Annotated in this window: 18 protein-coding genes; 12 read left to right on the forward strand and 6 right to left on the reverse strand. The window is 69.4% G+C overall.

Annotated features, from left to right (window positions below; genetic code table 11):
• Window positions 1-75 precede the first annotated feature (75 nt).
• From htpX to purH, 5 genes are read left to right on the forward strand one after another with little or no spacing between them, the layout of a single operon-like run.
• Entirely contained in the window at window positions 76-1044 is a 969-nt protein-coding gene (gene htpX / locus ABDV68_RS03065; protein ID WP_343518181.1) for a zinc metalloprotease HtpX, read from the forward strand.
• A 3-nt stretch (window positions 1045-1047) separates the two neighbouring features.
• Window positions 1048-2334, forward strand: a complete 1287-nt coding sequence (locus tag ABDV68_RS03070; RefSeq protein WP_343518182.1) for an RsmB/NOP family class I SAM-dependent RNA methyltransferase — start codon at window positions 1048-1050, stop codon at window positions 2332-2334.
• The gene (gene rpe, locus ABDV68_RS03075) at window positions 2331-2990 is read left to right on the forward strand and encodes a ribulose-phosphate 3-epimerase (RefSeq protein WP_343518183.1); all 660 of its coding nucleotides are present in this window, start codon (window positions 2331-2333) and stop codon (window positions 2988-2990) included. The genes ABDV68_RS03070 and rpe overlap by 4 nt, the downstream gene beginning before the upstream one ends.
• Window positions 2987-4720 carry a heparinase II/III family protein gene (locus ABDV68_RS03080; RefSeq protein ID WP_343518184.1) on the forward strand — a complete coding sequence of 578 codons (1734 nt, stop codon included), beginning with the start codon at window positions 2987-2989 and terminating at the stop codon, window positions 4718-4720. Before rpe ends, ABDV68_RS03080 begins: the two co-directional genes overlap by 4 nt.
• A gap of 39 nt (window positions 4721-4759) precedes the next feature.
• Window positions 4760-6331 (forward strand): bifunctional phosphoribosylaminoimidazolecarboxamide formyltransferase/IMP cyclohydrolase, encoded by a 1572-nt coding sequence (purH, locus tag ABDV68_RS03085; RefSeq protein ID WP_343518185.1) that lies wholly within the window; start codon window positions 4760-4762, stop codon window positions 6329-6331.
• Window positions 6332-6452: 121 nt separating this feature from the next.
• On the opposite strand, the gene ABDV68_RS03090 is transcribed toward purH, so the two are convergent.
• The 5 genes from ABDV68_RS03090 to nadB form a co-directional block, all read right to left on the reverse strand.
• Window positions 6453-7958 (reverse strand): lipopolysaccharide biosynthesis protein, encoded by a 1506-nt coding sequence (locus ABDV68_RS03090; RefSeq protein ID WP_343518186.1) that lies wholly within the window; start codon window positions 7956-7958, stop codon window positions 6453-6455.
• The gene (gene polA, locus ABDV68_RS03095) at window positions 7955-10723 is read right to left on the reverse strand and encodes a DNA polymerase I (RefSeq protein ID WP_343518187.1); all 2769 of its coding nucleotides are present in this window, start codon (window positions 10721-10723) and stop codon (window positions 7955-7957) included. Before polA ends, ABDV68_RS03090 begins: the two co-directional genes overlap by 4 nt.
• A 244-nt stretch (window positions 10724-10967) precedes the next feature.
• On the reverse strand, window positions 10968-11669 hold the full coding sequence (locus ABDV68_RS03100; protein WP_343518188.1) for a 2OG-Fe(II) oxygenase: 702 nt from the start codon (window positions 11667-11669) through the stop codon (window positions 10968-10970).
• A 73-nt stretch (window positions 11670-11742) separates the two neighbouring features.
• Window positions 11743-12846, reverse strand: a complete 1104-nt coding sequence (locus tag ABDV68_RS03105) for a serine hydrolase (RefSeq protein WP_343518189.1) — start codon at window positions 12844-12846, stop codon at window positions 11743-11745.
• 126 nt (window positions 12847-12972) lie between these two features.
• Window positions 12973-14571, reverse strand: a complete 1599-nt coding sequence (nadB, locus tag ABDV68_RS03110) for an L-aspartate oxidase (protein WP_343518190.1) — start codon at window positions 14569-14571, stop codon at window positions 12973-12975.
• Between the two features lie 172 nt (window positions 14572-14743).
• On the opposite strand from nadB, the gene ABDV68_RS03115 reads away from it, so the two are divergent.
• Window positions 14744-15652: a PHB depolymerase family esterase gene (locus ABDV68_RS03115; protein ID WP_343518191.1), complete on the forward strand. Its 909-nt coding sequence runs from the start codon at window positions 14744-14746 to the stop codon at window positions 15650-15652.
• A 180-nt stretch (window positions 15653-15832) separates the two neighbouring features.
• Here the strand turns inward: ABDV68_RS03115 and ABDV68_RS03120 are convergent, their stop codons facing one another.
• Window positions 15833-16759: an ABC transporter ATP-binding protein gene (locus ABDV68_RS03120; protein WP_343518192.1), complete on the reverse strand. Its 927-nt coding sequence runs from the start codon at window positions 16757-16759 to the stop codon at window positions 15833-15835.
• Between the two features lie 82 nt (window positions 16760-16841).
• Here ABDV68_RS03120 and ABDV68_RS03125 point away from each other — a divergent pair, with 82 nt between their 5' ends.
• From ABDV68_RS03125 to ABDV68_RS03150, 6 genes are all read left to right on the forward strand, one after another.
• Window positions 16842-17072 (forward strand): zinc-finger domain-containing protein, encoded by a 231-nt coding sequence (locus tag ABDV68_RS03125; RefSeq protein ID WP_343518193.1) that lies wholly within the window; start codon window positions 16842-16844, stop codon window positions 17070-17072.
• An 18-nt stretch (window positions 17073-17090) separates the two neighbouring features.
• On the forward strand, window positions 17091-18512 hold the full coding sequence (tldD, locus tag ABDV68_RS03130) for a metalloprotease TldD (protein WP_343518194.1): 1422 nt from the start codon (window positions 17091-17093) through the stop codon (window positions 18510-18512).
• Complete coding sequence (locus tag ABDV68_RS03135) at window positions 18509-19336, forward strand: arylamine N-acetyltransferase (protein ID WP_343518195.1); 828 nt, start codon at window positions 18509-18511, stop codon at window positions 19334-19336. The genes tldD and ABDV68_RS03135 overlap by 4 nt, the downstream gene beginning before the upstream one ends.
• Window positions 19336-19539: a DUF2007 domain-containing protein gene (locus ABDV68_RS03140; protein WP_343518196.1), complete on the forward strand. Its 204-nt coding sequence runs from the start codon at window positions 19336-19338 to the stop codon at window positions 19537-19539. Before ABDV68_RS03135 ends, ABDV68_RS03140 begins: the two co-directional genes overlap by 1 nt.
• 145 nt (window positions 19540-19684) lie before the next feature.
• Window positions 19685-20023 (forward strand): P-II family nitrogen regulator, encoded by a 339-nt coding sequence (locus ABDV68_RS03145; RefSeq protein WP_066578278.1) that lies wholly within the window; start codon window positions 19685-19687, stop codon window positions 20021-20023.
• Between the two features lie 14 nt (window positions 20024-20037).
• Window positions 20038-21480, forward strand: a complete 1443-nt coding sequence (locus tag ABDV68_RS03150) for an ammonium transporter (protein WP_343518197.1) — start codon at window positions 20038-20040, stop codon at window positions 21478-21480.
• Window positions 21481-21542 lie beyond the last annotated feature (62 nt).

Here is a 21542-nt window from a genome sequence, read left to right on the forward strand (position 1 = left end):
GCCACCCATATGATACTTCGTTGGGTGGCCGGGTGGGGAGCGGGCCGGTACCGCTGCTGAATGGAGCATATCCAAGTGAACGGTTTCAAGACGGCTATGCTGCTGGCGGCGCTGACCGCGCTGTTCATGGCATTGGGCTTCACCCTCGGCGGGCGCGGCGGGATGATCGTCGCGCTGCTGGTCGCGGTGGCGATGAACCTCTTCACCTACTGGAACGCCGACAAGATCGTGCTGAGGATGCACGGCGCGAGGCAAGTCGATGCCGCCTCGGCGCCCGAGTTCCATGGCCTCGTCGCGGGCCTCGCCCAGCGCGCGGGGCTGCCGATGCCCAAGGTCTATGTGATCGATTCGCCCCACCCCAACGCCTTCGCCACCGGCCGCAATCCCGAGAATGCCGCCGTCGCCGCGACCACCGGGCTGCTCGCCATGCTGAGCCGCGACGAGATCGCGGGTGTGATGGCGCACGAGCTCGCGCATGTACGCAACCGCGACACGCTGATCATGACGATGGTCGCGACGATCGCCGGGGCGATCTCGATGCTCGCCAATTTCGGCATGTTCTTCCGCGGCGGGAACGATCGCGGCGCGATGCTCGCGACTCTCCTCGCGGTGATCGTCGCACCCTTCGCCGCGATGATCGTGCAGATGGCGATCAGCCGCACGCGCGAATATGGCGCCGACCGTGGCGGCGCGGAGATCTCGGGCAATCCGCGCGCGCTCGCCTCGGCGCTGGCGAAGCTCGCGCGCGGCGCCGCGGCGGTGCCCAACCCGGTCGCCGAGCGCGTGCCCGCCGCGGCGCAGCTCTACATCGTCCCCGGCCTCGCCCGCGGCGGTGACAGCTGGTTCTCGACTCACCCCGACACCGGCAACCGCATCGCCGCGCTCGAAGCGCTTGCGCAGGAGATGGGCCACCCGGCGATGGTTGACACCGCGCCGCAAAACCCGTCGGAAGTATCGACTATGTCAACTTCCCGCCCCTCGGCGCTCGGCTCCCGTCCTGCGCCCCGCCGCTCCAGCGCTCTCGACCCCAACCGGCGCGGCTAAGCCTTGGCGCGTCCTCCTTCCGATCCCCCCGGCGTCCCGGCACGCCGGGCCGCGCTGCGCCTGCTCGACGCCGTGCTGCGGCGCGGGCTTGCCGTCGAGCAGGCGCTCGACGCTTCGACTGCGGGCCTCGCCCCCTCCGACCGCGGGCTCGCCCACGCCATCGCGGCCGAAGTCTTGCGCTGGCTCGCCGATCTTGACGCGCTGATCGACAGCGCCACCCGCCAGCGCCTGCCCGACGACGCCAAGGCGCGCTTCGCGCTGCGCATTGCGCTCGCTCAGGCGCTCCGTCTCGGCACGCCGCCGCATGCCGCGATCTCGACGGTGCTGCCGCTGGTCGACGGCGGTCCGCGCAAGCTGGTCCATGGCGTGTTCGGCACGCTCAACCGCAACGCCGCCGCGCTGCCCGAGCGTCCCTCGCTCCCCGTGCAAGTCCATGCCCGGATCGCGGGAAACTGGGGCGAGCGTGTCGCCGACGCCGCGGCAGCCGCGATCGCCGCGCCGCCGCCGCTCGACCTGACGCTGCGAAGCGAAGTGGCCGAGCTGCACGGCGAAAGCCTGCTCCCTGGCCATTTGCGGATCGCCGGCGATACGCCGGTCCCCGACCTCCCCGGCTATGCCGATGGCGGGTGGTGGGTGCAGGATCTCGCCGCATCGCTCCCCGCGCGTCTGATCGGCGGCGGCACCGGCCGTGCGCTCGATCTCTGCGCCGCGCCCGGCGGCAAGACGCTCCAGCTCGCCGCATCGGGCTGGGACGTCACCGCGGTCGACATCTCCGAAAGTCGTCTGGCGCGACTTTTCGAAAACCTGGAACGCACCGGCCTGTCGGCGAAGATCGTCACCGCCGACCTGCTGACCTGGGAGCCCGGCTTCGAAGCCGATGCCGTCCTGCTCGACGCGCCGTGCAGCGCCACCGGCATCTTCCGCCGCCACCCCGACGTCCTCCACCGCGTCCGCCCCCGCGTGATCGCCGAGATGGCCGAGCTCCAGGCCAGGCTCCTTCCCCGCGCCGCGCGCTGGGTCCGCCCCGGCGGGCTGCTGGTCTACGCCACCTGCTCGCTCGAGCCCGAGGAGGGCGAGCGCCAGATCGAGCGTTTCCTCGCCGAGCATCCCGAGTTCGCGATCGACCGCGTCCTCGCCGACGAACTGCCCGAAGGCCTGGTCGCGCACGCGCGCGGCTGGCTGCGCACGCTTCCCGGCATGCTCGCGGAACAAGGCGGGCTCGACGGGTTTTTCATGGTGCGCCTCATGCGTGTTGCGGGCGATTCGGGAGATGTTAAAGGACCGATATGACCGCCGTCCGCATCGCCCCCTCGATCCTCTCCGCCGATTTCGCCAGACTGGGCGAGGAGGTGCGCGCGATCGACGAGGCGGGCGCCGACTGGATCCATATCGACGTGATGGACGGGCATTTCGTGCCCAACCTCACCATCGGCCCGGCGGTGGTGAAGGCGCTGCGCCCGCACAGCGCCAAGCCGTTCGACGTCCATCTGATGATCGCGCCGGTCGATCCGATGCTCCAGGCCTTCGCCGATGCCGGGGCGGACTGCCTTTCGATCCATCCCGAGAGCGGCCCGCATCTCCACCGCACGATCCAGACGATCAAGGGCCTGGGCAAGCGCGCCGGCGTGGTGCTCAACCCCGCGACGTCGGTCGATGTCGTCGATCACGTCATGGACATGATCGACCTGATCCTTGTGATGAGCGTCAACCCCGGCTTTGGCGGGCAGAAGTTCATCGAAAGCCAGCTCGCCAAGATCTCGGCGTTGCGCGCGAAGATCGACACCAGCGGCCGGCACATCGATCTCGAGGTCGATGGCGGCGTCGACCAGGGCAATGCGGCGCGCGTGATCGCCGCCGGCGCCGATGCGCTGGTCGCGGGCACCGCGGCGTTCAAGGGCGGTCCGACCGCTTATGCCGACAATATCCGGGCGTTGCGCGCGGGGTGATCGAGCAGGGCGACGACCCCGCTGCCGACGGGATCGAGCAAGGCAAGCGGCTGATCCGGACCGGCGGCGACAAGGGCCTCTCGCTCGCCGATCGCCTGTCGGAGCATTTTCATCGCCTCGCCTGGCGCACGCCGCTCCACGGCCTCCGGCTCAAGGGCCGCCACCCGCTCAAGCTGATCGCGGTCGCCGACGATCCCTTTCTCGGCGATCCGGGACGCGGCAATGCGCTGCTCGACGGCAAATTGTCCTTCCGCGGCGAGAACCATGCCGTGGTGACGCTCGATCCCGCCAAGCCCGGCTGGTCGAAGCCGTTCGGCGACTATTTCCACAGCTTCGCCTGGCTGCGCGACCTCTCCACGGTCGCCACGCGCCAGCAGGCCGCGCCGGTGGCCGAGGCGCTGATGCGCAAATGGCTCGGCGTCCATGCCGACAAGGTCACCGATCCGGCGTGGCGTGCCGATCTGTGGGGCCGCCGCATCCTGTTCTGGACGGCGCATGCGCCGTTGATCCTGTCGAGCACCGATCTCGTCTACCGCTCGAAGGTGCTGCACGCGCTGGCGCGGGGCGCGCGGCATCTCGACCGCACCGCCGACCGCGTGCCGCTCGGTGCGCCGCGCATCGCGGCGTGGTGCGGCGTACTCGCGGCGGGGCTGATGATCCCGGGCGGCGACCCGCGCCGCGCCTTCGGTGAGGCCGGCCTCGCCCGCGCGCTGGCGGGATCGGTGGGCGAGGATGGTGGCATCACCGGCCGCTCGCCGGCCGCCTTGCTCGACGCGATCATGCTGCTGACGCTGCTGCGCGAGACCTATGCCGCGCGCCGGCTCGATCCGCCCGAGGCGCAGAGCCGCGCACTCACTCGCATGGTCACCGCATTGCTCGGCGTCTGCCACGGCGATCGCGGCCTGGCGAGCTGGCAGGGCGGCGTGCCGGTCGACGGCGACACGATCGGCGAGATCGTCGCGGCGACCGGGGTACGCGTGCGGCCGCTCCGCCAGGCGCATGAATGGGGCTATCAGCGCCTCGCCCAGCAGCGCACGGTGCTGATCATGGATGCCGCGCCGCCGCCGATCGCGCGCGTGATGGAGGGCGGCTGCGCCTCCACTCTGGCGTTCGAATTCTCCGACGGGCCCGACCGAATCGTGGTGAGCTGCGGCGGTGCGCGCGGCGCCGACCTGCGCCTCCCGGCCGGGCTCGCCGAAGGGCTGCGGACGACCGCGGCGCATTCGACCCTGGTGGTCGGCGACAGCAACTCGACCGCGATCCATCCCGATGGCACGCTCGGCCGCGGCGTCGCCGAGATGGAACTCAGCCGCCAGGAAACCGACACGGCCAGCCGCATCGAGGCGAGTCACGACGGCTATGTCCGGCGTCACGGCGTCATCCACCGCCGCCGCATCGCGCTCGGCGCCGACGGCCGCGACGTGCGTGGCGAGGACAGCCTGCTCCCCGGCGGGCGCCGCGGCAAGCCGGGCCCGGTGCCGTTCGTGATCCGCTTTCATCTCCACCCGGGCGTGCAGATCTCGCCCACCGCCGACGGTGCCGGGGCGTTGCTGCGCACGCCTTCGGGCGCGGCGTGGCAGTTCCGCGCGGGCGGCGCCGCGCTCGGTATCGAGGAGAGCGTGTGGGTCGACGGGCGCGGGATCCCGCGCGAGACTCAGCAGCTCGTCCTCACCGGCGAGTCCCCCGCGGGCGGTGCCAGCGTCTCCTGGCTCTTTCACCGCGCGCGTTAGGGGTTTGCAGCCCGCGGCGGGTTGCCTAAAGGCCCCGCCATGACCAGCATCCCCATCCGCCGCGCCCTTCTCTCGGTCTCCGACAAGACCGGCATCGTCGAACTCGGCCAGGCGCTGGCCGCCAGGGGCGTCGAGCTGGTCTCGACCGGCGGCACCGCCAAGGCGCTGCGCGATGCCGGGCTGGACGTGCGCGACATTTCCGACCTCACCGGCTTCCCCGAGATGATGGACGGCCGCGTCAAGACGCTCCACCCGGTGGTCCATGGCGGCCTGCTCGCGGTGCGCGATGACCCGCAGCACATGGCCTCGGCCAGCGAGCATGCGATCGGCATGATCGATCTGGTGGTGGTCAACCTCTATCCCTTCGCCCAGACTGTCGCGAAGGGCGCCGGCCGCGACGAGATCATCGAGAATATCGATATCGGCGGCCCCTCGATGGTCCGCTCGGCCGCCAAGAACCACGCCTATGTCGCGATCGTCACCGATCCCGCCGATTATGACGTGGTCGCCACGGGCGAGACGAGCCTCGAGGATCGCCGCCGCTTCGCCGCCAAGGCCTATGCGCTGACCGCGCAATATGACGCGGCGATCGCCAGCTGGTTCGCCTTCGCCGACCAGGGCGAGCGCTTCCCGGCGACGCTGCCCTTGGTGTTCAAGCGCGGCGAGGCGCTGCGCTACGGCGAGAATCCGCATCAGGCCGCGGCGCTCTATCTCCCCGCCGGGCCGGCCGCTGCGGGCATCTCCCAGGCCGAGCAGCTCCAGGGCAAGGAGCTCAGCTACAATAATTACAACGACGCCGATGCCGCGCTCGAGCTGGTCAGCGAGTTCCGCGACGGGCCGCCGACGGTGGTGATCGTCAAGCACGCCAACCCCTGCGGCGTCGCCACCGCCGACACGCTGGTCGAGGCGTACAAGGCCGCGCTCGCCTGCGACAGCGTGTCGGCGTTCGGCGGCATCATCGCGCTCAACCGTCCGCTCGATGCCGAGACGGCGCGGGCGATCACCGAGATCTTCACCGAAGTCGTCGTCGCCCCGGGCGCGAGCGACGAGGCCAGGGCGATCTTCGCCGCCAAGAAGAACTTGCGCCTGCTGGTCTGCGGCGCCCTGCCTGATCCGGCGCGGCCCGGCCTGATGCTCAGGACCATCGCCGGCGGCGCGCTGGTCCAGTCGCGCGACAATGGCCGGGTGACGCAGGCCGACCTCAAGGTCGTGACCAAGCGCGCGCCGACCGAGCAGGAGCTGGCCGACTGCCTGTTCGCCTGGACCGTCGCCAAGCACGTCAAGTCGAACGCGATCGTCTACGCCAAGGGCGGCAGCACCGCGGGCGTCGGCGCGGGGCAGATGAACCGGCTCGAATCCGCGCGCATCGCGGCGTGGAAGGCGAAGGACGCCGCCGACAAGGCCGGCTGGGCGGAACCGCGCACGATCGGCAGCGCGGTCGCCTCCGACGCCTTCTTCCCCTTCGCCGACGGCCTGCTCGCCGCGGTCGAGGCCGGGGCGACGGCGGTGATCCAGCCGGGCGGCTCGATCCGCGACGAGGAGGTCATTGCCGCCGCCGACGAAGCGGGCCTGGCGATGGTCTTCACGGAAATGCGGCATTTCCGGCATTGATGCTGTTTCAGCTTCGCTGAAGCGGCACCGGCCCGCTCCCCCACCCGGCCACCCATCAAGATATACTGGCGTGGGTGGCCGGGTGGGGGAGCGGGCCGGTGCCGCATTCGACGCAGTCGAATCAAACCGACTGGGCGCTGCCCTTCTTGGGCAGCTTCTTGAACAGCTTGCGGTCCTCCGCGCCGAACGCCCATTTGCCGATCACGGCGAAATAGGTGAGGAAGATCGCCGGCACGCCGACCGACAGCTCGACCCATTCGAGGTGATGCGGCAGCTGGGTGAAGCCCCAGCCGACGGTGCCCGCCACCACGATCGCCGCGACGAATCCGGGGCGCAGGCTGAACACCGACGCCTTGGTCATCCGCGCCAGCATCCAGCATTTGATCGTCGAGCCCAGTGCCAGCGTCACGGCCAGCGCTACGGCCGGTCCGGCGGCCTGATAGTTCACGTCCCAGCCGAAATCGCGCATCAGGAACACGAGCGCGAAGGAGAGCGCCGCCTGGAAGCCGAGCAGCAGCATGGACACCATCAGGTTGCGGTGCCGCGCCATGTAGACCAGCCCCGCTTCGGACACCGCGCCGGGCGAGGCGAGCACTTCGGCCGCGAGCAGGAAGCACAAGGCGCCCGCGCCCGCGACGAATTGCGGGCCGACCACGCCCATCACGCCCTCGGCCGGGATGCCCCCCATCAGCAGCAGTGCTGCCTGCGCGGTGATGATCCAGAAGGCGACCTGCTTGACCTGCTCGGCGATCGCCGCGCGGTTTCCGGCGGCGAGGTTGCGCGCGATCACCGGGCCGAGGATCGGGTCGAAGCTGGTCTTGAGCTTCTGCGGGATCGAGGCGACCTGCTGTGCCATGTAGTAGATGCCGACGATCGCCGGCGGGAACAGCAGGCCCAGGATGAAGCGGTCGATGTTGCGCGTGCCCCATTCGATCGCATCGGCGCCGGCGAGCGGGACGTTGCGCCGGGCGAGCTGAAGCAATGGCGTCACCCGCGGCGACCAGCCATGCGGCAGGCCATAGCTGCGGATGAACGGGATCAGGCTGGCGACCAGCGCCGCGGCCATCGACAGCACATAGGCGATGATCAGGCCGTCGCGCGACGAGGCATAATAGAGCACCCAGGCGCCGATGCTGATCGTCCAGGGCTCGACGATCGCGCGCGCGGTCACCGCCGCCTTCACGTTGCCGCGATAGGCGAGCGCGGCGAGGCTGACGTCGGACCAGGCGATCGCGAAGACGATCACGGGCAGCAGGCCTTCCAGGCCGGTGACCTGGCTGTTGGCGTACATGATCTGCGGGAAGGTGAAGAGCACCGCGCTCGCGATGATCGAGACGACGAAGGCGACGACCATGCCGTCCCACACCACATGCGAATGCGGCCGGTCGGTCGAGGCGAGCGCCTGGGCCAGCCCGCGCTTGAGGCCGAGCGTGGCGAGCAGTGCCGCGAGCTCCACGACGACCACTGCGAGCGCGAACCGCCCGACGATCTCAGGCCCGTACAGCCGGCCGGCGATGAACAGGAAGGGCAGGCGCGCGGCGAGACGCAGGACGAACCCGAACACGTTGGTCCGCCCGCCCTTGGCGAGCGCGGCGATATCGTCGGATGCAGGTACCGCCTGACTCAATGCGCGGCGCCCCAGCTCGGCCCCGTGCCGATCTCGACCCCCAATGGTACGGTGAGCTTGACCGCCGGCTCCGCGGCGGTTTCCATCACGTGGCGGATGATCGGCGTCGCCGCTTCGACATCACCCTCGGGGAGCTCGAACACCAGTTCGTCGTGCACCTGCATCAGCATCCTGACGTCCGGCAGGCCCGCGTCCCGCAGCGCCGGCCCCATCCGCGCCATCGCGCGCTTGATGATGTCGGCGCTGGTGCCCTGGATCGGCGCGTTGATCGCGGCGCGCTCGCTGCCCGCGCGCTCGTGCTGGGTCGCCGATTTGAGGCGCGGGAAGTGCGTCTTCCGGCCGAACAGCGTCTCGGTATAGCCGCGCGCCTTGGCGTCGTTGAGCGTGTCGGCGATGTAGCGGCTGATCCCCGGGAAGCGCTCGAAATAGCGGTCGATCATCGCCTGCGCCTCGTCCGGCGTGACGTCGAGCCGGCCGGCGAGGCCCCAGCGCGAGATGCCGTAGAGGATCGCGAAGTTGATCGTCTTCGCCCGGCCGCGGGTGTCGCGGTTCACCTCGCCGAACAGCTCGGTCGCGGTCATGTTGTGGATGTCGTCGCCGCGCTCGAACGCCTCGCGCAGCTGCGGCACGTCGGCGATGTGCGCGGCGAGGCGCAGCTCGATCTGCGAATAGTCGGCCGAGAGGATGACGTTGCCCGGCTCGGCGACGAAGGCGTCGCGGATCTGCCGGCCGACCTCGGTGCGCACCGGGATGTTCTGCAGGTTGGGATCGGTCGATGAGAGGCGGCCGGTCTGCGCGCCGGTCAGCGAATAGCTGGTGTGGACGCGGCCGGTCGCCGGGTTGATCTGCGCCTGCAGCGCGTCGGTATAGGTCGATTTGAGCTTGGTCAGCTGGCGCCAGTCGAGCACCTTCACCACCATCTCGCGTCCGGGCGAATCCTTGTCCGCCGCGATCCGCTCGAGCTCGTTGACGTCGGTCGAATAGACCCCCGACTTGCCCTTGCGTCCGCCCTTGATGCCCATCTTGTCGAAGAGGACGTCGCCGAGCTGCTTGGGGCTGCCGATGGTGAACTTGAACCCGGCGATGCCGTGGATCTCGTCCTCGAGCGCCGCGATCTGCTTCGAGAAGTCGTCGGAGAGCTTCGCCAGCACCCCGGCGTCGACCTTGACGCCCGCCAGTTCCATGCCCGCGATCACCCGGGCGAGCGGCCGGTCGACCATCTCATAGACCCGCGTCGCACCCTCGAATGGCAGCCGCGGCTTGAGCCGGCGCCACAGCCGCAACGTGACGTCGGCGTCCTCGGCGGCGTAGCGAGTCGCGGCCTTGAGATCGACTTCCTGGAAGCCGAGCTGCTTCTTGCCCGTGCCGACCACGTCCTTGTAGGCGATGCACGAGTGCGACAGGTGCGTCGCGGCGAGCTCGTCCATGCCGTGCCCGTGCAGGCCGGCATCGAGGTCGAAGCTCATCACGATCGTGTCGTCATAGGGCGCGACGTCGATGCCGCAGCGCGACAGCACGATCAGGTCGTATTTGATGTTGTGCCCGATCTTGAGCACCGCCGGGTCCTCGAGCAGCGGCTTGAGCTTGGCGATCACCAGGCCGCGGTCGAGCTGGACCGGCTTCTCGGCGAACATGTCGGTGCCGCCATGCGCGACGGGGATATAGCAGGCGAGATTGGGCTGAAGCCCCAGGCTCACCCCGACCAGCTCCGCGCGCGTCGCGTCGACACCGGTGGTCTCGGTGTCGATCGCCACCCAGCCCTGATGCCGGGCATTGGCGATCCAGCGGTCGAGCGCGGTTTCGTCGACCACCGTCTCGTAACCGTCATGGTCGCACGGCGGATCGTCGGGCAGCGGCACCGGCTCGGGACTCTCGACCGGCGCGTCGGCGACGCTGGTGCTGGTGCTGCCGAGCCGCAGCAGCAGGGTCTTGAAGCCGTGATGCTCGAGGAAGGCGCGCAGGGGTGCGTCGGGGATGCCCTTGAGCTCGAGCTCGTCGAGCGGATCGGGCAGCGGCACGTCGCATGACAGCTCGACCAGCTTGCGCGACAGGCGTGCCATGTCCGCATACTCGATCAGATTGTCGCGCATCTTGCTCGGCTTCATCGACGGCGCCGCCGCCAGCACGCCCTCGACCGTACCGAACTCCTGGATCAGCTTGGCCGCCGTCTTCGGGCCGATGCCCTTGACGCCCGGGACGTTGTCGACGCTGTCGCCCATCAGCGCCAGCACCTCGCCGAGCTTGTCGGGATAGACGCCGAACTTCTCGAACGTCGCCTCGGGCCCCAGCCGGCGGTTGTTCATCGTGTCGAGCATGTCGACCGACGGATCGGTCATCAGCTGCATCAGGTCCTTGTCGGAGCTGACGATCGTCACCGACCAGCCCTGCGCCAGCGCCGCCTTGGTATAGCTCGCGATCAGGTCGTCGGCTTCCCAGCCCGCCTCCTCGATGCACGGCAGCGAGAAAGCGCGCGTCGCGTCGCGGATCATCGGGAACTGGGGCACCAGATCCTCGGGCGCGGGCGGGCGGTGCGCCTTGTACTGGTCGTACATCTCGTTGCGGAAGGTGTGCTCGCTCTTGTCGAGGATCACCGCCATGTGCGTCGGCCCGTCGGCCTTGTGCAGCTCGTCGGCGAGCTTCCACAGCATCGTCGTATAGCCATAGACCGCGCCGACCGGCTCGCCATGCTTGTTGGTGAGCGGCGGCAGCCGGTGATAGGCGCGGAAGATATAGCCGGAGCCGTCGACCAGGTAGAGATGGGGCATGGTGGGGAGATAGCCCATGCCGCCGGGGGGACAAACTAATTTGCGGTGCTGCGGCCATATGGAGATCAAGCCAGGGCCTGCAGGATTCAAAAAAATCCTCCTCGCCAGGGGGAGGTGGCGCGCGAAGCGCGACGGAGAGGGAGGAAGCGAACCGCCGATGTTTCGCCGCCCGCCCCCTCCCTCAGCTTCGCTGACACCTCCCCCTGGCGGGGGAGGATTGAAAATCCAATTGCCCCCCTGGACCCTAGGAGGCGTCGTGGAAGATGATGCCGAGCGTGTGCCGCCGCCCGCGCCGGATCACGCTGACCCCATGGCGCATCGTCACGCGATAGTCGCCGCGGCCGCCGCGCACCGGCCGCTGGTTGACCGCGAACACCACCGCGTCGCCCTGGCCGAGCGGCACCACCGCCGCGCGCGACTGCATCCGCGGCCGCTGCTCGGTCAGCACCAGCTCGCCGCCATCGAAGTCCGCGCCCGGCGCCGACAGCAGCACCGCGACCTGGAGCGGGAAGACATGCGTGCCGTACAGGTCCTGATGCAGGCAGTTGTAATCGCCCGGCCCATAGCGCAGCAGCAGCGGCGTCGGGCGCGTCTGCCCGCCGGCATGGCACTCGGCGAGGAACTCGTCATGCGACGCGGGAAAGCGCCGCTCGAGCCCCATGCGGTCGTGCCAGCGATTGGCGATATCCGCGAGGTAGGGGTAGAGCGCGCTGCGCAGCGCCGAGACGAGCGGGGGAAGCGGGTAGGCGAAGTAGCGATACTCGCCGCGGCCGAACCCGTGCCGCGCCATCGTCACCGTGCTGCGGAACGGCGCGTCCGCGTCATAGGCGGTCGCGAGCCCGGCACAGGCGCTGGGCGAAAGCAGGCCGGGCAGCACCGCCCAGCCCTCGCGGTCGAGCGCGGTTTCGATGGCGGTCCAGTCGTGGCGAGCGGGCGTACAGGTCATGCCGCGGCGTCTAGGCCGCGTGCGGCGACGGCGCTTCCCGGAGCTTGCGTCCGAACTTCGCGGTGGCCCGAGCTTACCGGTGGTTCGCGACGATCGCGGCGACCACGCCCTGCATCAGCTCCTGGCGTTCCTTGATCGGGCGCGGCGTGTCGCCGATCATCACCGCGATCGAATAGGCCTTGCCGTCGGGCGCGGTCAGGATGCCGACATCGTTATAGCCCGCGGTGCGCCCGCCCAGATCCTGGCCGGTGCCGGTCTTGTGGCCGAAGCTCCAGCCCGGCGGCACCGCGCCGCGCAGCCGGAACTTGCCGGTGCGCGAGGCTTCCATGACGGTCGTCAGCCAGCGGCTCGACGAGGGCGACAGGATCTCCCCCGCCTTGAGCCGCGCCAGCGCCAGCGCGATCGCCGCAGGCGCCGCGCCGTCGGGCGGATCGGCGACATAGGCGTTGAAGGCGGCGCGCCGCACGGTCGGCGACAGCGCCGCGCGCGCCTGCTGGAAGGCGCGGCCCATCGAATATTCGGGCTTCCATTCGAGCCCCGCGGTGCCGGCCTGCAGCAAGCGCTCGCCCGGGCCGAAGCGGATGTCGCCCAGCCCCTTGTCGCGGATGAAGGCGCGCACCGCCTCGGGCCCGCCGACCAGCTGGAGCAGGCGATCGTTGGCGGTGTTGTCGCTCTGCTGCATCGCGCGCAACAGCAGTTCGCGCACCGTGGTGCGATAGACGCCGTCCCGCGCCACCAGCGAGGCGATCGGCTGGTGGAAGACGGTGAGGTTCTCGCGCGTCAGCGTGACCGGATCGTCGAGCGTCAGCTTGCCGCGGTCGCGCGCGTCGAGCACGGTCATCGCCACCCACAGCTTGCTCACGCTCTGCTGGGGCATGCGCCGCGTGCCGTTGGCGTCGATCTGCCAGCCGGCGTCGAGGCTGCGCACCGACACGCCGACGACCCCGCCGAAATTGCGCGCGAGCGTGGTGATGCTCGACTGGAGCGGCGCGGGCGCCGGCGCGACCGGCAGCGGGCGCGGCGCGGGTGGGACGTTCATCGTGACGCGATAGCTGGGCGGCACCAGGTTCTGCGGCACGTCCTGCGAATGCACGCCAGCGCCGATCAGCAGCGCCGGTGCCAGTCCGCCGAGCGTCAATGCCCGCTGAACAATCGAGAAATCCTGAATCGTCAACACGCTCACACAGCCCCTTGCCCGATGTGATTATGTCTCCATGGGCCGCGCCGGTTCAAGCGGATTGATGACAAAGCTGCGACGAACGCCGCGAATATGGCGATAAAGCGTGAACAAAGCGGTGAGGAATCAAGGAACTAGCACCGTATCGACCGCCTCCGGCGCCGCGTCGGGATAGTCGAGCGTATAGTGCAGGCCGCGGCTCTCGTGGCGGTGGAGCGCCGATCGCACGATCAGCTCGGCTGCCTGGAGCAGGTTCCTGAGCTCGATCAGGTCGGGGGTCACGCGGAAATGGCCGTAATAGTCGGCGACCTCCTCGTTGAGCATCTTGATGCGATGCGCGGCGCGCTCGAGCCGCTTGGTGGTGCGCACGATGCCGACATAGTTCCACATGAAGCGGCGGATCTCGGTCCAGTTCTGCTTGATCACCACCTCTTCGTCGGAATCGGTGACTCGGCTCTCGTCCCAGGGCCGGATCGCGGGTGGGGGCGGCAGGCCGTCCCAATTGGCGATGATGTGCTTCGCCGCCGCCTCGCCGAACACAAAGCATTCGAGCAGCGAGTTGCTCGCCAGGCGGTTGGCGCCGTGCAGCCCGCTTTCGGTGCATTCGCCCGCGGCGTAGAGGCCGGGCAGGTCGGTGCGCCCGTCAAGGTCGATGACGATCCCGCCGCAGGTATAATGTTGCGCCGGCACCACCGGGATCGGGCCCGTGGTCATGTCGATGCCCAGGCCCAGCAGCTTCTCGTGGATGTTGGGGAAATGCCCCTTCACGAACTCGGCCGGCATGTGGCTGATGTCGAGATGGACATAGTCGAGGCCGTAGCGCTTGATCTCGGCGTCGATCGCGCGCGCCACCACGTCGCGCGGCGCCAGCTCCATCCGCTCGGCGTCGTAATAGGTCATGAAGCGCTTGCCGGTGGTCGGGTTGATCAGCCGCCCGCCCTCGCCGCGCACCGCTTCGGTGATCAGGAAGTTCTTGACCTCGAGATTATAGAGGCAGGTCGGGTGGAACTGCATCATCTCCATGTTGGAGATGCGGCAGCCCGCGCGCCACGCCATCGCGATGCCGTCGCCGGTCGCGCCCTTCGGCGCGGTCGAGAAGAGATAGGTGCGCCCCGCCCCGCCGGTCGCCAGGATGGTGGCGTTGGCGGTGAACAGCTCGACATGGCCGGTGGCGCGGTTGACGGCGTAGACGCCCCACACGTTTCCGGCGCCCGAATAGCGTTCCTCGTGCCGGCTGGTGGCGAGGTCGATCGCGACGATGTCGGGCACGAGGCGGATATTGGGGTGCGCGCTCGCGGCGCGGATCAGCGCTTCCTGCACCGCCCAGCCGGTGGCGTCGTCGACATGCACGATGCGCCGCGCGCTGTGCCCGCCCTCGCGCGTCAGATGCCAGCCCTCGCCGTCGCCATCGACGTTGAAGGGCACGCCGAGCTGCGCCAGCCGCTCGATCGCCGCGGGCGCGTTCTCGACCACGAACTCGACCGTCGCGCGGTCGTTGAGGCCCGCGCCGGCGATCATCGTGTCGGCGATATGCGCCTCGAACGTGTCGCCGGGCTCGAGCACCGCGGCGATCCCGCCCTGCGCCCAGGCGGTCGAGCCCTCGTTGAGCGCGCCCTTGGCCAGCACCGTCACCTTGAACCGGTCGGCGAGGTTGAGCGCGGCGGTCAGCCCCGCCGCGCCCGAGCCGATGATCAGCACATCGGATTGCTGGGATTCACTGGCCACGCATCGCTCCTTCCGCCGGGCGGGGGCCCGCTATGCGGCAAATGCGCGCGAAATCAAACGCCGCGGTCGCCAAGCTTTTGTCGTCGCTCTAAGCTCTGTGAGGATTCGGCATTCTGGATCCTCCCCCTGGCGGGGGAGGATCTTGAATCCCCAGACACCTGGAAAGCCCGCCATGCGCCTGCCGATCGTCTCCGCCCTCCTCCTGGTGGCGCTCGCCGCGCTGATCCCCGCCGCGGCCGCGGCCCCGCGCTGCACGCTCGCCGAGCCCGGCATCACCAAGCGCGTGACGGTGGGCGACACCGGCCGCGCGATGCTGGTCCACGTGCCGGCGGGTTATCGTCCCGGCACGCGCCTGCCGCTGCTGTTCGCGCTGCACGGCAGCGGCGGGGATGGCGCGGCGATCCTCACGCAATCGGGTCTCGTCGCTACCAGCGACCGCCACGGCTTCCTGCTCGCCGCGCCCGATGGCGGGATTCCGGTCGAGCGCGGCTTCGTCTGGAACATTCCCGGCGTGCCGACGGTCACGGGCAAGGTGCCCGGCCCAGGCGATGCCGACGACGTCGCCTTCATCCGCGCCGCGATCGACTGGCTCGTCGCGCGGGGCTGCGCGGACTCAGCGCGCGTCTATTCGACCGGCCTGTCGGGCGGCGGGCGGATGACGTCATGGCTCGGCTGCGTCGCCGCCGACAGGTTCGCGGCGATCGCGCCGGTGGTCGGGCTGCGCGCGGGCAACCCGCTCGCGGCTGATCCCCAGCGCCCCGATCCCGCCACCTGCCGCCCTGCCAAGCCCATGCCGGTGATCGCATTCGCCGGCGACAGGGACGGCACCAACCCGATCCAGGGCGGCGGCGCGGGCTATTGGCAATATCCGATGGACGCCGCGCTGGCGCGCTGGAGTGAGCTCAATGGCTGCCGCGCCGGGCCGCTGCGCCGCGACCTCGCCGCCGACCGCTACGAGCAGCTCTACACGCAATGCCGGGTCCGGGCCGAGGTCGCCGGCCACATCACCCGCGGCGCCGGCCATGTCTGGACCGCCGACAATGACGCGATGTGGCGCTTCCTCGCGCGGCATCGGCGCTAGGCCGCTCACGCCCCGCCGCGCCTGCATCATTTAGAACTTTCCTACAGACCCTCATCCGGCATATCTGGATGGTCCGATGCGGGATTCGGGCGCCTTCCCGATCTAGCGGCATCGTTCGCGATCCGTCGCGAGGCGCGAAAACGGCGCCGATAGTGTCAAGCCAGTGTAAACTTCCGCGCGTCAGCCCGCGTTCGCGGCGCGCGTCAGGCTCAGGAACACGTCCTCCAGATCGGCTTCGCGCGTGCTCACGTCGACGATGCCGAATCCCGCCGCCTGCACCGCGCCCAGCACTTCGCCGGCGTTCGCCTGGTCCTTGCGATAGGTGATGACGAGGGTTCGCTCGCCCTTCGCCTCGATCCTCTGGAAGCAGCGATTGTCGGGCACCGCGGCGATGTCGCGGTCGACCGTCACCTCGACCGCCTTCTCCTGCGTCTTGCCCACCAGCTCGCGCGTCGGCTCGTTGGCGATCAGCCGGCCGTGGTTGATGATCGCGATGCGGTCGCACAACTCCTCGGCTTCCTCGAGATAATGGGTGGTCAGCACCACCGTCGTCCCGCGCTCGTTGAGGCTGCGGACATAGGCCCACAGCTGCTGGCGCAGCTCGATGTCGACTCCCGCGGTGGGCTCGTCGAGCACCAGCACCGGCGGCGAATGCACCATCGCCTTGGCCACCATCAGCCGCCGCTTCATGCCCCCCGACAGCGTGCGCGAATAGGCGTTGGCCTTGTCCTCCAGATGCACCGCGCGGAGCAGCTCGAGCGAGCGCCGCTCCGCCTTGGGCACGCCGTAGAGCCCGGCCTGGATCTCCAGCGTCTCGACCGGCGTGAAGAACGGGTCGAACAATATCTCCTGGTTGACGATGCCGATCGCGCGCTTGGCGTTGCGCGGATGCTGCTCGATGTCGAAGCCCCAGACGCGCGCCGTGCCGCCGCTCTTGTTGACCAGGCCCGCCAGGATGTTGATCAGCGTCGACTTGCCCGCGCCGTTCGGCCCGAGCAGCCCGAAGATCTGCCCGCGCGGCACGGTGAAGCTCACATCGTCGAGCGCCTGCTTGCCGCCCGCATAGACCTTGGACAGGCCGTCGATCTCGATCGCCGCATCGCTCATCGCGCCGACTTGGAGCCGCCGCCGCGCATTGGCAAGCGAAACCGGTTGCGTCCCGTCTCTCCGCTTTGCTAACCGCACGCGCATGATCGCGCCGCCCGAAGTCACCCGCGTCACCCATCGCCGCGTCGCCTGCGACGGCGCGCATGCCGGCATCCCGGCCGCGCTCGGCCATCCGCGCGTGTTCCTCGAGATCGACGAGCACGGCTATGTCGATTGCGGCTATTGCGACCGCCGCTTCGTGCTGGTCGGCGGACCGGCCGACGGCGCGGACCAGGGCGAGTTGCCCGATATCGCTTCTGGCGCGAGCCGCTAGGCCCCCTATATTCCGGGGATGTACAGCGATCCCCGTGGCTTCCTCTATCGTGACGGCTTCGACGCCGACGCCGCCCAGCGCCTGACCGCCGCCATCCTCGCCAGGGCCGAGGATGGCGAGCTCTACCTGCAATATCGCAAGTCCGAGGCATTCGGCTTCGACGACGGGCGGCTCAAGACCGCCTCCTACAGCACCGATTCGGGCTTCGGCCTGCGCGCGGTGAGCGGCGAGACCACCGCCTTCGCGCACGCCAACGAGATCAGCGAGGCCGCGATCCGCCGTGCCGGCGAGACGATGGCGCTGATCGATCCCGCCAGGGGCGCGCAGGCCGCGCCGCCGCCGCGCACCAACCGGCACCTCTATACCGACGCCGATCCGCTCGATCTCGTCCCCTTCGCCGACAAGGTGAACCTCTGCCAGGCGATCGACGCCGCCGCCCGCGCCCGCGATCCGCGCGTGGTGCAGGTCTCCGCCAGCCTGCTCGGCTCGTGGAGCGTGGTCGAGATCGTCCGGCCCGACGGGTTCGTCGCCACCGACGTCCGCCCGCTGGTCCGCCTCAACGTGTCGATCGTGGTCGAGGCGAACGGGCGGCGCGAGACCGGCAGCTTCGGCACCGGCGGCCGCGCCCTCTACGACCGGCTGTTCGAACCGGCGACGTGGAACCGCGCGATCGACGAGGCGCTGGCGCAGGCGCTGGTCAATCTCGATGCGGTCGACGCGCCGGCGGGCGAGATGACCGTGCTGCTCGGCCCGGGCTGGCCCGGCGTGCTGCTGCACGAGGCGGTCGGCCACGGCCTCGAGGGCGATTTCAACCGCAAGGGCACCAGCGCTTTCTCCGGGCGCATCGGCGAGCGCGTCGCGGCGCCTGGCGTCACCGTGGTCGATGACGGCTCGATCCTCGACCGGCGCGGTTCGCTGTCGATCGACGACGAGGGCACGCCGACGCGCGAGACGGTGCTGATCGAGGACGGCATCCTCAGGGGCTATATGCAGGACCGGCTCAACGCGCGGCTGATGGGGGTCGAGCCGACCGGCAACGGCCGCCGCGAAAGCTTCCAGCACGCGCCGATGCCGCGCATGACCAACACCTTCATGAAGGGCGGCAAGGACGACCCCGCCGAGCTGCTCAGCCGCGTCAAGAAGGGCATCTTCGCCAAGTCGTTCGGCGGCGGCCAGGTGGACATCGTCTCGGGCAAGTTCGTCTTCTCATGCACCGAGGCGTACCGGATCGAGGACGGCAAGCTCGGCGCGCCGATCAAGGGCGCGACGCTGATCGGCGACGGGCCGACCTGCCTCACCAAGGTGACGGGAATCGGCAACGACTTCGCCCTGGACGAGGGCATCGGCATGTGCGGCAAGGGCGGGCAGAGCGTGCCGGCCGGTGTCGGCCAGCCGACCCTGCTGGTCGAGGGGCTGACGGTGGGCGGCACCGCGGCGTGACGCTGGGCGCGGCGGAGATCGACGCCTATTTCGCCCGGATCGGCTGGGCGGGGCCGGTCGCGGCGGATCGGGCGACGCTGGACGCCATCGCGGCGCATCACCCCACCGCGATCCCGTTCGAGAATCTCGATCCCTATCTCGACCGGCCGGTCGACCTCGCGCCCGAAGCGCTGGTCGCCAAGCTGATCCATGGCCGGCGCGGCGGTTATTGCTTCGAGCAGAACGGGCTGCTGCGGCTGGTGCTCGAAGCCATCGGCTTCGCGGTGACGCCGCTGTCCGGCCGGGTGGTGTGGAACATGGATCCCGAGACGGTCACCGCGCGCACCCACATGGTGCTGCGCGTCGATCTCGCCGATGGGCCGGTGCTGATCGATTCGGGGTTCGGCAGCGCGGTGCCGACCGGCGTGCTCGACCTGGTCCCCGACATCGAGCAGCCGACGCCGCACGAGCCCTTCCGCTTCGTCCGCATCGACGAGGAATGGCGCGCGCAGATCCGCATCGGCGCGGAATGGCGCACCACCTATCGTTTCGACCTCTCGCCTCAGCGGGACATCGATTACGCGGTGGCCAACTGGTACACCTCGACTCACCCCAATTCGCACTTCCGCCATGGGCTGACGCTGGCGCGGCCGTTGCAGGGGCGGCGTATCAGCCTGCGCGGGACCGAGTTCGCCACCCACTCGCTCGGCGGATCGAGCGAGCGGCGCAGCCTGGCCGAGCCCGAGGAAGTCGCCGCGGTGATCGAGGACGCGTTCGGCATCGCGATCCCCGACCGGCCGGCATTGCTGGCGCGGCTGAATCGCGCCCTGTCGGCGGCGGCCTGATGGCGCTGGTCGAGCTCGGCCGGTTCCCGCCGCCCGAGGCGCATATCGTGATCGGCCGGCTCGAAGCCGAGGGCATCCCCGCGATCGCGTTCGATGCCGGCTCCAGCATCGTCGAAGGCAGCCTCGCCGCGCTCATCCCGGTGCGCGTGATGATCGATGCGGACGATCTGCTCGTTGCACAGGCAGCGCTAAGTTCAGCCTAAAAATTAGGCATTCATTCGCGCCTGCACAATTTTTGTCGTCAAGCCCGCCGCCGGAGGCCGCCATCGGTAGCGGAATCGCCGCGATTCCGGCTCTGGCACGCCCCTTGCTGACTGTCCCTCCGGGTCAACTGCGAAAGGGGGCGGAATGAAACTCGTCATCGCCATCATCAAGCCGTTCAAGCTCGATGACGTCCGCGAAGCGCTCACCGAGCTGGGCGTCGCCGGCATGACCGTGACCGAGGTGAAGGGGTTCGGGCGGCAGAAGGGCCAGACCGAGATTTACCGCGGCGCGGAATACAGCACCAACATGGTGCCCAAGATCAAGATCGAGGTCGTGTGCGCCTCCGACCTCGCCGGCCGCGTGGTCGAGGCGATCCAGGCCGCGGCCAACACCGGCGCGATCGGCGACGGCAAGATCTTCGTGCTCGATGTCGGACAGGCCGTGCGCATCCGCACCGGCGAGACCGACCAGACCGCGCTTTGATGAAGGGGGTTTCGATGAAGAATGGCTTGAAACTGGCCGCAGGCGTGGGTGCCACGCTGTTCGCGGCGCTGCCCGCCTGGGCACAGGATGCGGCGGGCAACGTCGCCGAAGCGGCGCCGGCTGCCGCCGCCGCGTTCACGCCGACGGCGGAGATGGTCAACAAGGGCGATGTCGCCTGGATGCTGGTCGCCTCGGCGTTCGTGCTGATGATGTCGGTGCCGGCGCTCGCGCTGTTCTATGGCGGCCTCGTCCGCACCAAGAACATGCTGTCGGTGCTGATGCAGGTGCTGACGATCGTCTGCGTCGCGGCTTTGGTGTGGTTCTCGTGGGGCTATTCGATGGCCTTCACCAATGGCGGCGACCTCAACAAGTTCGTCGGCGGCTTTTCGAAGATGTTCCTCGCCGGAGTCGATCCGACCACCTTCGCGGCGACCTTCTCGAACGGCGTCTACCTGCCCGAATATATCTTCGTGATCTTCCAGATGACCTTCGCCTGCATCACGCCGGCGCTGATCGTGGGGGCATTCGCGGAGCGCGTGAAGTTCACCCCGCTGATCCTCTTCGTGGTCGCGTGGCTGACGCTCGCCTATTTCCCGATCGCGCACATGGTCTGGTACTGGGCGGGCCCGGACTTCCTGCACGCCGCGCCTGACGACAGCGGCCTGCTGTGGGGCTGGGGGGCGCTCGACTTCGCGGGCGGCACCGTGGTGCACATCAATGCAGGCGTCGCCGGCCTGATCGGCTGCCTCGTGATCGGCCCGCGCCTCAACTTCAAGAACGAGCCGATGCCGCCGCACAGCCTCGTGATGACCATGATCGGCGCCTCGCTGCTGTGGATCGGCTGGTTCGGCTTCAACGCCGGCTCGGGGCTCGAGGCCAACGCGTTCGGCGCGCTCGCCTTCATCAACACCTTCACCGCCACCGCGGCGGCGGGCGTGGCGTGGGCGGTGATCGAGCAGATCATCCACAAGAAGCCGTCGCTCCTCGGTGCGGCCTCGGGCGTCGTCGCCGGCCTCGTCGCGATCACCCCGGCGGCGGGCTTCGCCCATCCCGGCACCGCGATCATCCTTGGCGCGGTCGCCTCGGCGATCTGCTTCTTCTTCGTCACCACGGTGAAGAACAAGCTCAAGTACGACGACACGCTCGACGTGTTCGGCATCCACTGCGTGGGCGGAATCGTCGGCGCGATCGGTACCGGTATCGTCGCCGACCCCGCGCTCGGCGGCCAGGGCTGGATCGACTATACCGCGCCCGTCGCCAAGGCCGGCGCCTACGACATGGCCGGGCAGGTGATGACTCAGCTCTGGGCGGTCGGCACCACGATATTGTGGACCGGCATCGTCAGCGCGGTGCTGTTCCTCGCGCTCAAGCACACCATCGGCCTTCGCCCGAGCAAGGAAGTCGAGACCGAAGGCCTCGACATCAACGAGCACGGCGAGCGCGCCTACAACTACTGAGATCGGGGCCGCGCTGCACCGCGCGGCCCCTCACGTCGTTCCTCCTGCGGACGACTGGGCCG

It is taken from the genome of Sphingomonas sp. (genome assembly GCF_039595165.1).
Lineage (GTDB): Bacteria > Pseudomonadota > Alphaproteobacteria > Sphingomonadales > Sphingomonadaceae > Sphingomonas.

Coding starts and splice junctions, on each gene's coding strand:
- rpe (WP_343518183.1), top strand. CDS start 2,331: ATGACCGCCGTCCGCATCGCCCCCTCGATCCTCTCCGCCGATTTCGCC.
- purH (WP_343518185.1), top strand. CDS start 4,760: ATGACCAGCATCCCCATCCGCCGCGCCCTTCTCTCGGTCTCCGACAAG.
- polA (WP_343518187.1), bottom strand. CDS start 10,723: ATGCCCCATCTCTACCTGGTCGACGGCTCCGGCTATATCTTCCGCGCC.
- ABDV68_RS03100 (WP_343518188.1), bottom strand. CDS start 11,669: ATGACCTGTACGCCCGCTCGCCACGACTGGACCGCCATCGAAACCGCG.
- ABDV68_RS03115 (WP_343518191.1), top strand. CDS start 14,744: ATGCGCCTGCCGATCGTCTCCGCCCTCCTCCTGGTGGCGCTCGCCGCG.
- ABDV68_RS03120 (WP_343518192.1), bottom strand. CDS start 16,759: ATGAGCGATGCGGCGATCGAGATCGACGGCCTGTCCAAGGTCTATGCG.
- ABDV68_RS03125 (WP_343518193.1), top strand. CDS start 16,842: ATGATCGCGCCGCCCGAAGTCACCCGCGTCACCCATCGCCGCGTCGCC.
- tldD (WP_343518194.1), top strand. CDS start 17,091: ATGTACAGCGATCCCCGTGGCTTCCTCTATCGTGACGGCTTCGACGCC.
- ABDV68_RS03140 (WP_343518196.1), top strand. CDS start 19,336: ATGGCGCTGGTCGAGCTCGGCCGGTTCCCGCCGCCCGAGGCGCATATC.
- ABDV68_RS03145 (WP_066578278.1), top strand. CDS start 19,685: ATGAAACTCGTCATCGCCATCATCAAGCCGTTCAAGCTCGATGACGTC.
- ABDV68_RS03150 (WP_343518197.1), top strand. CDS start 20,038: ATGAAGAATGGCTTGAAACTGGCCGCAGGCGTGGGTGCCACGCTGTTC.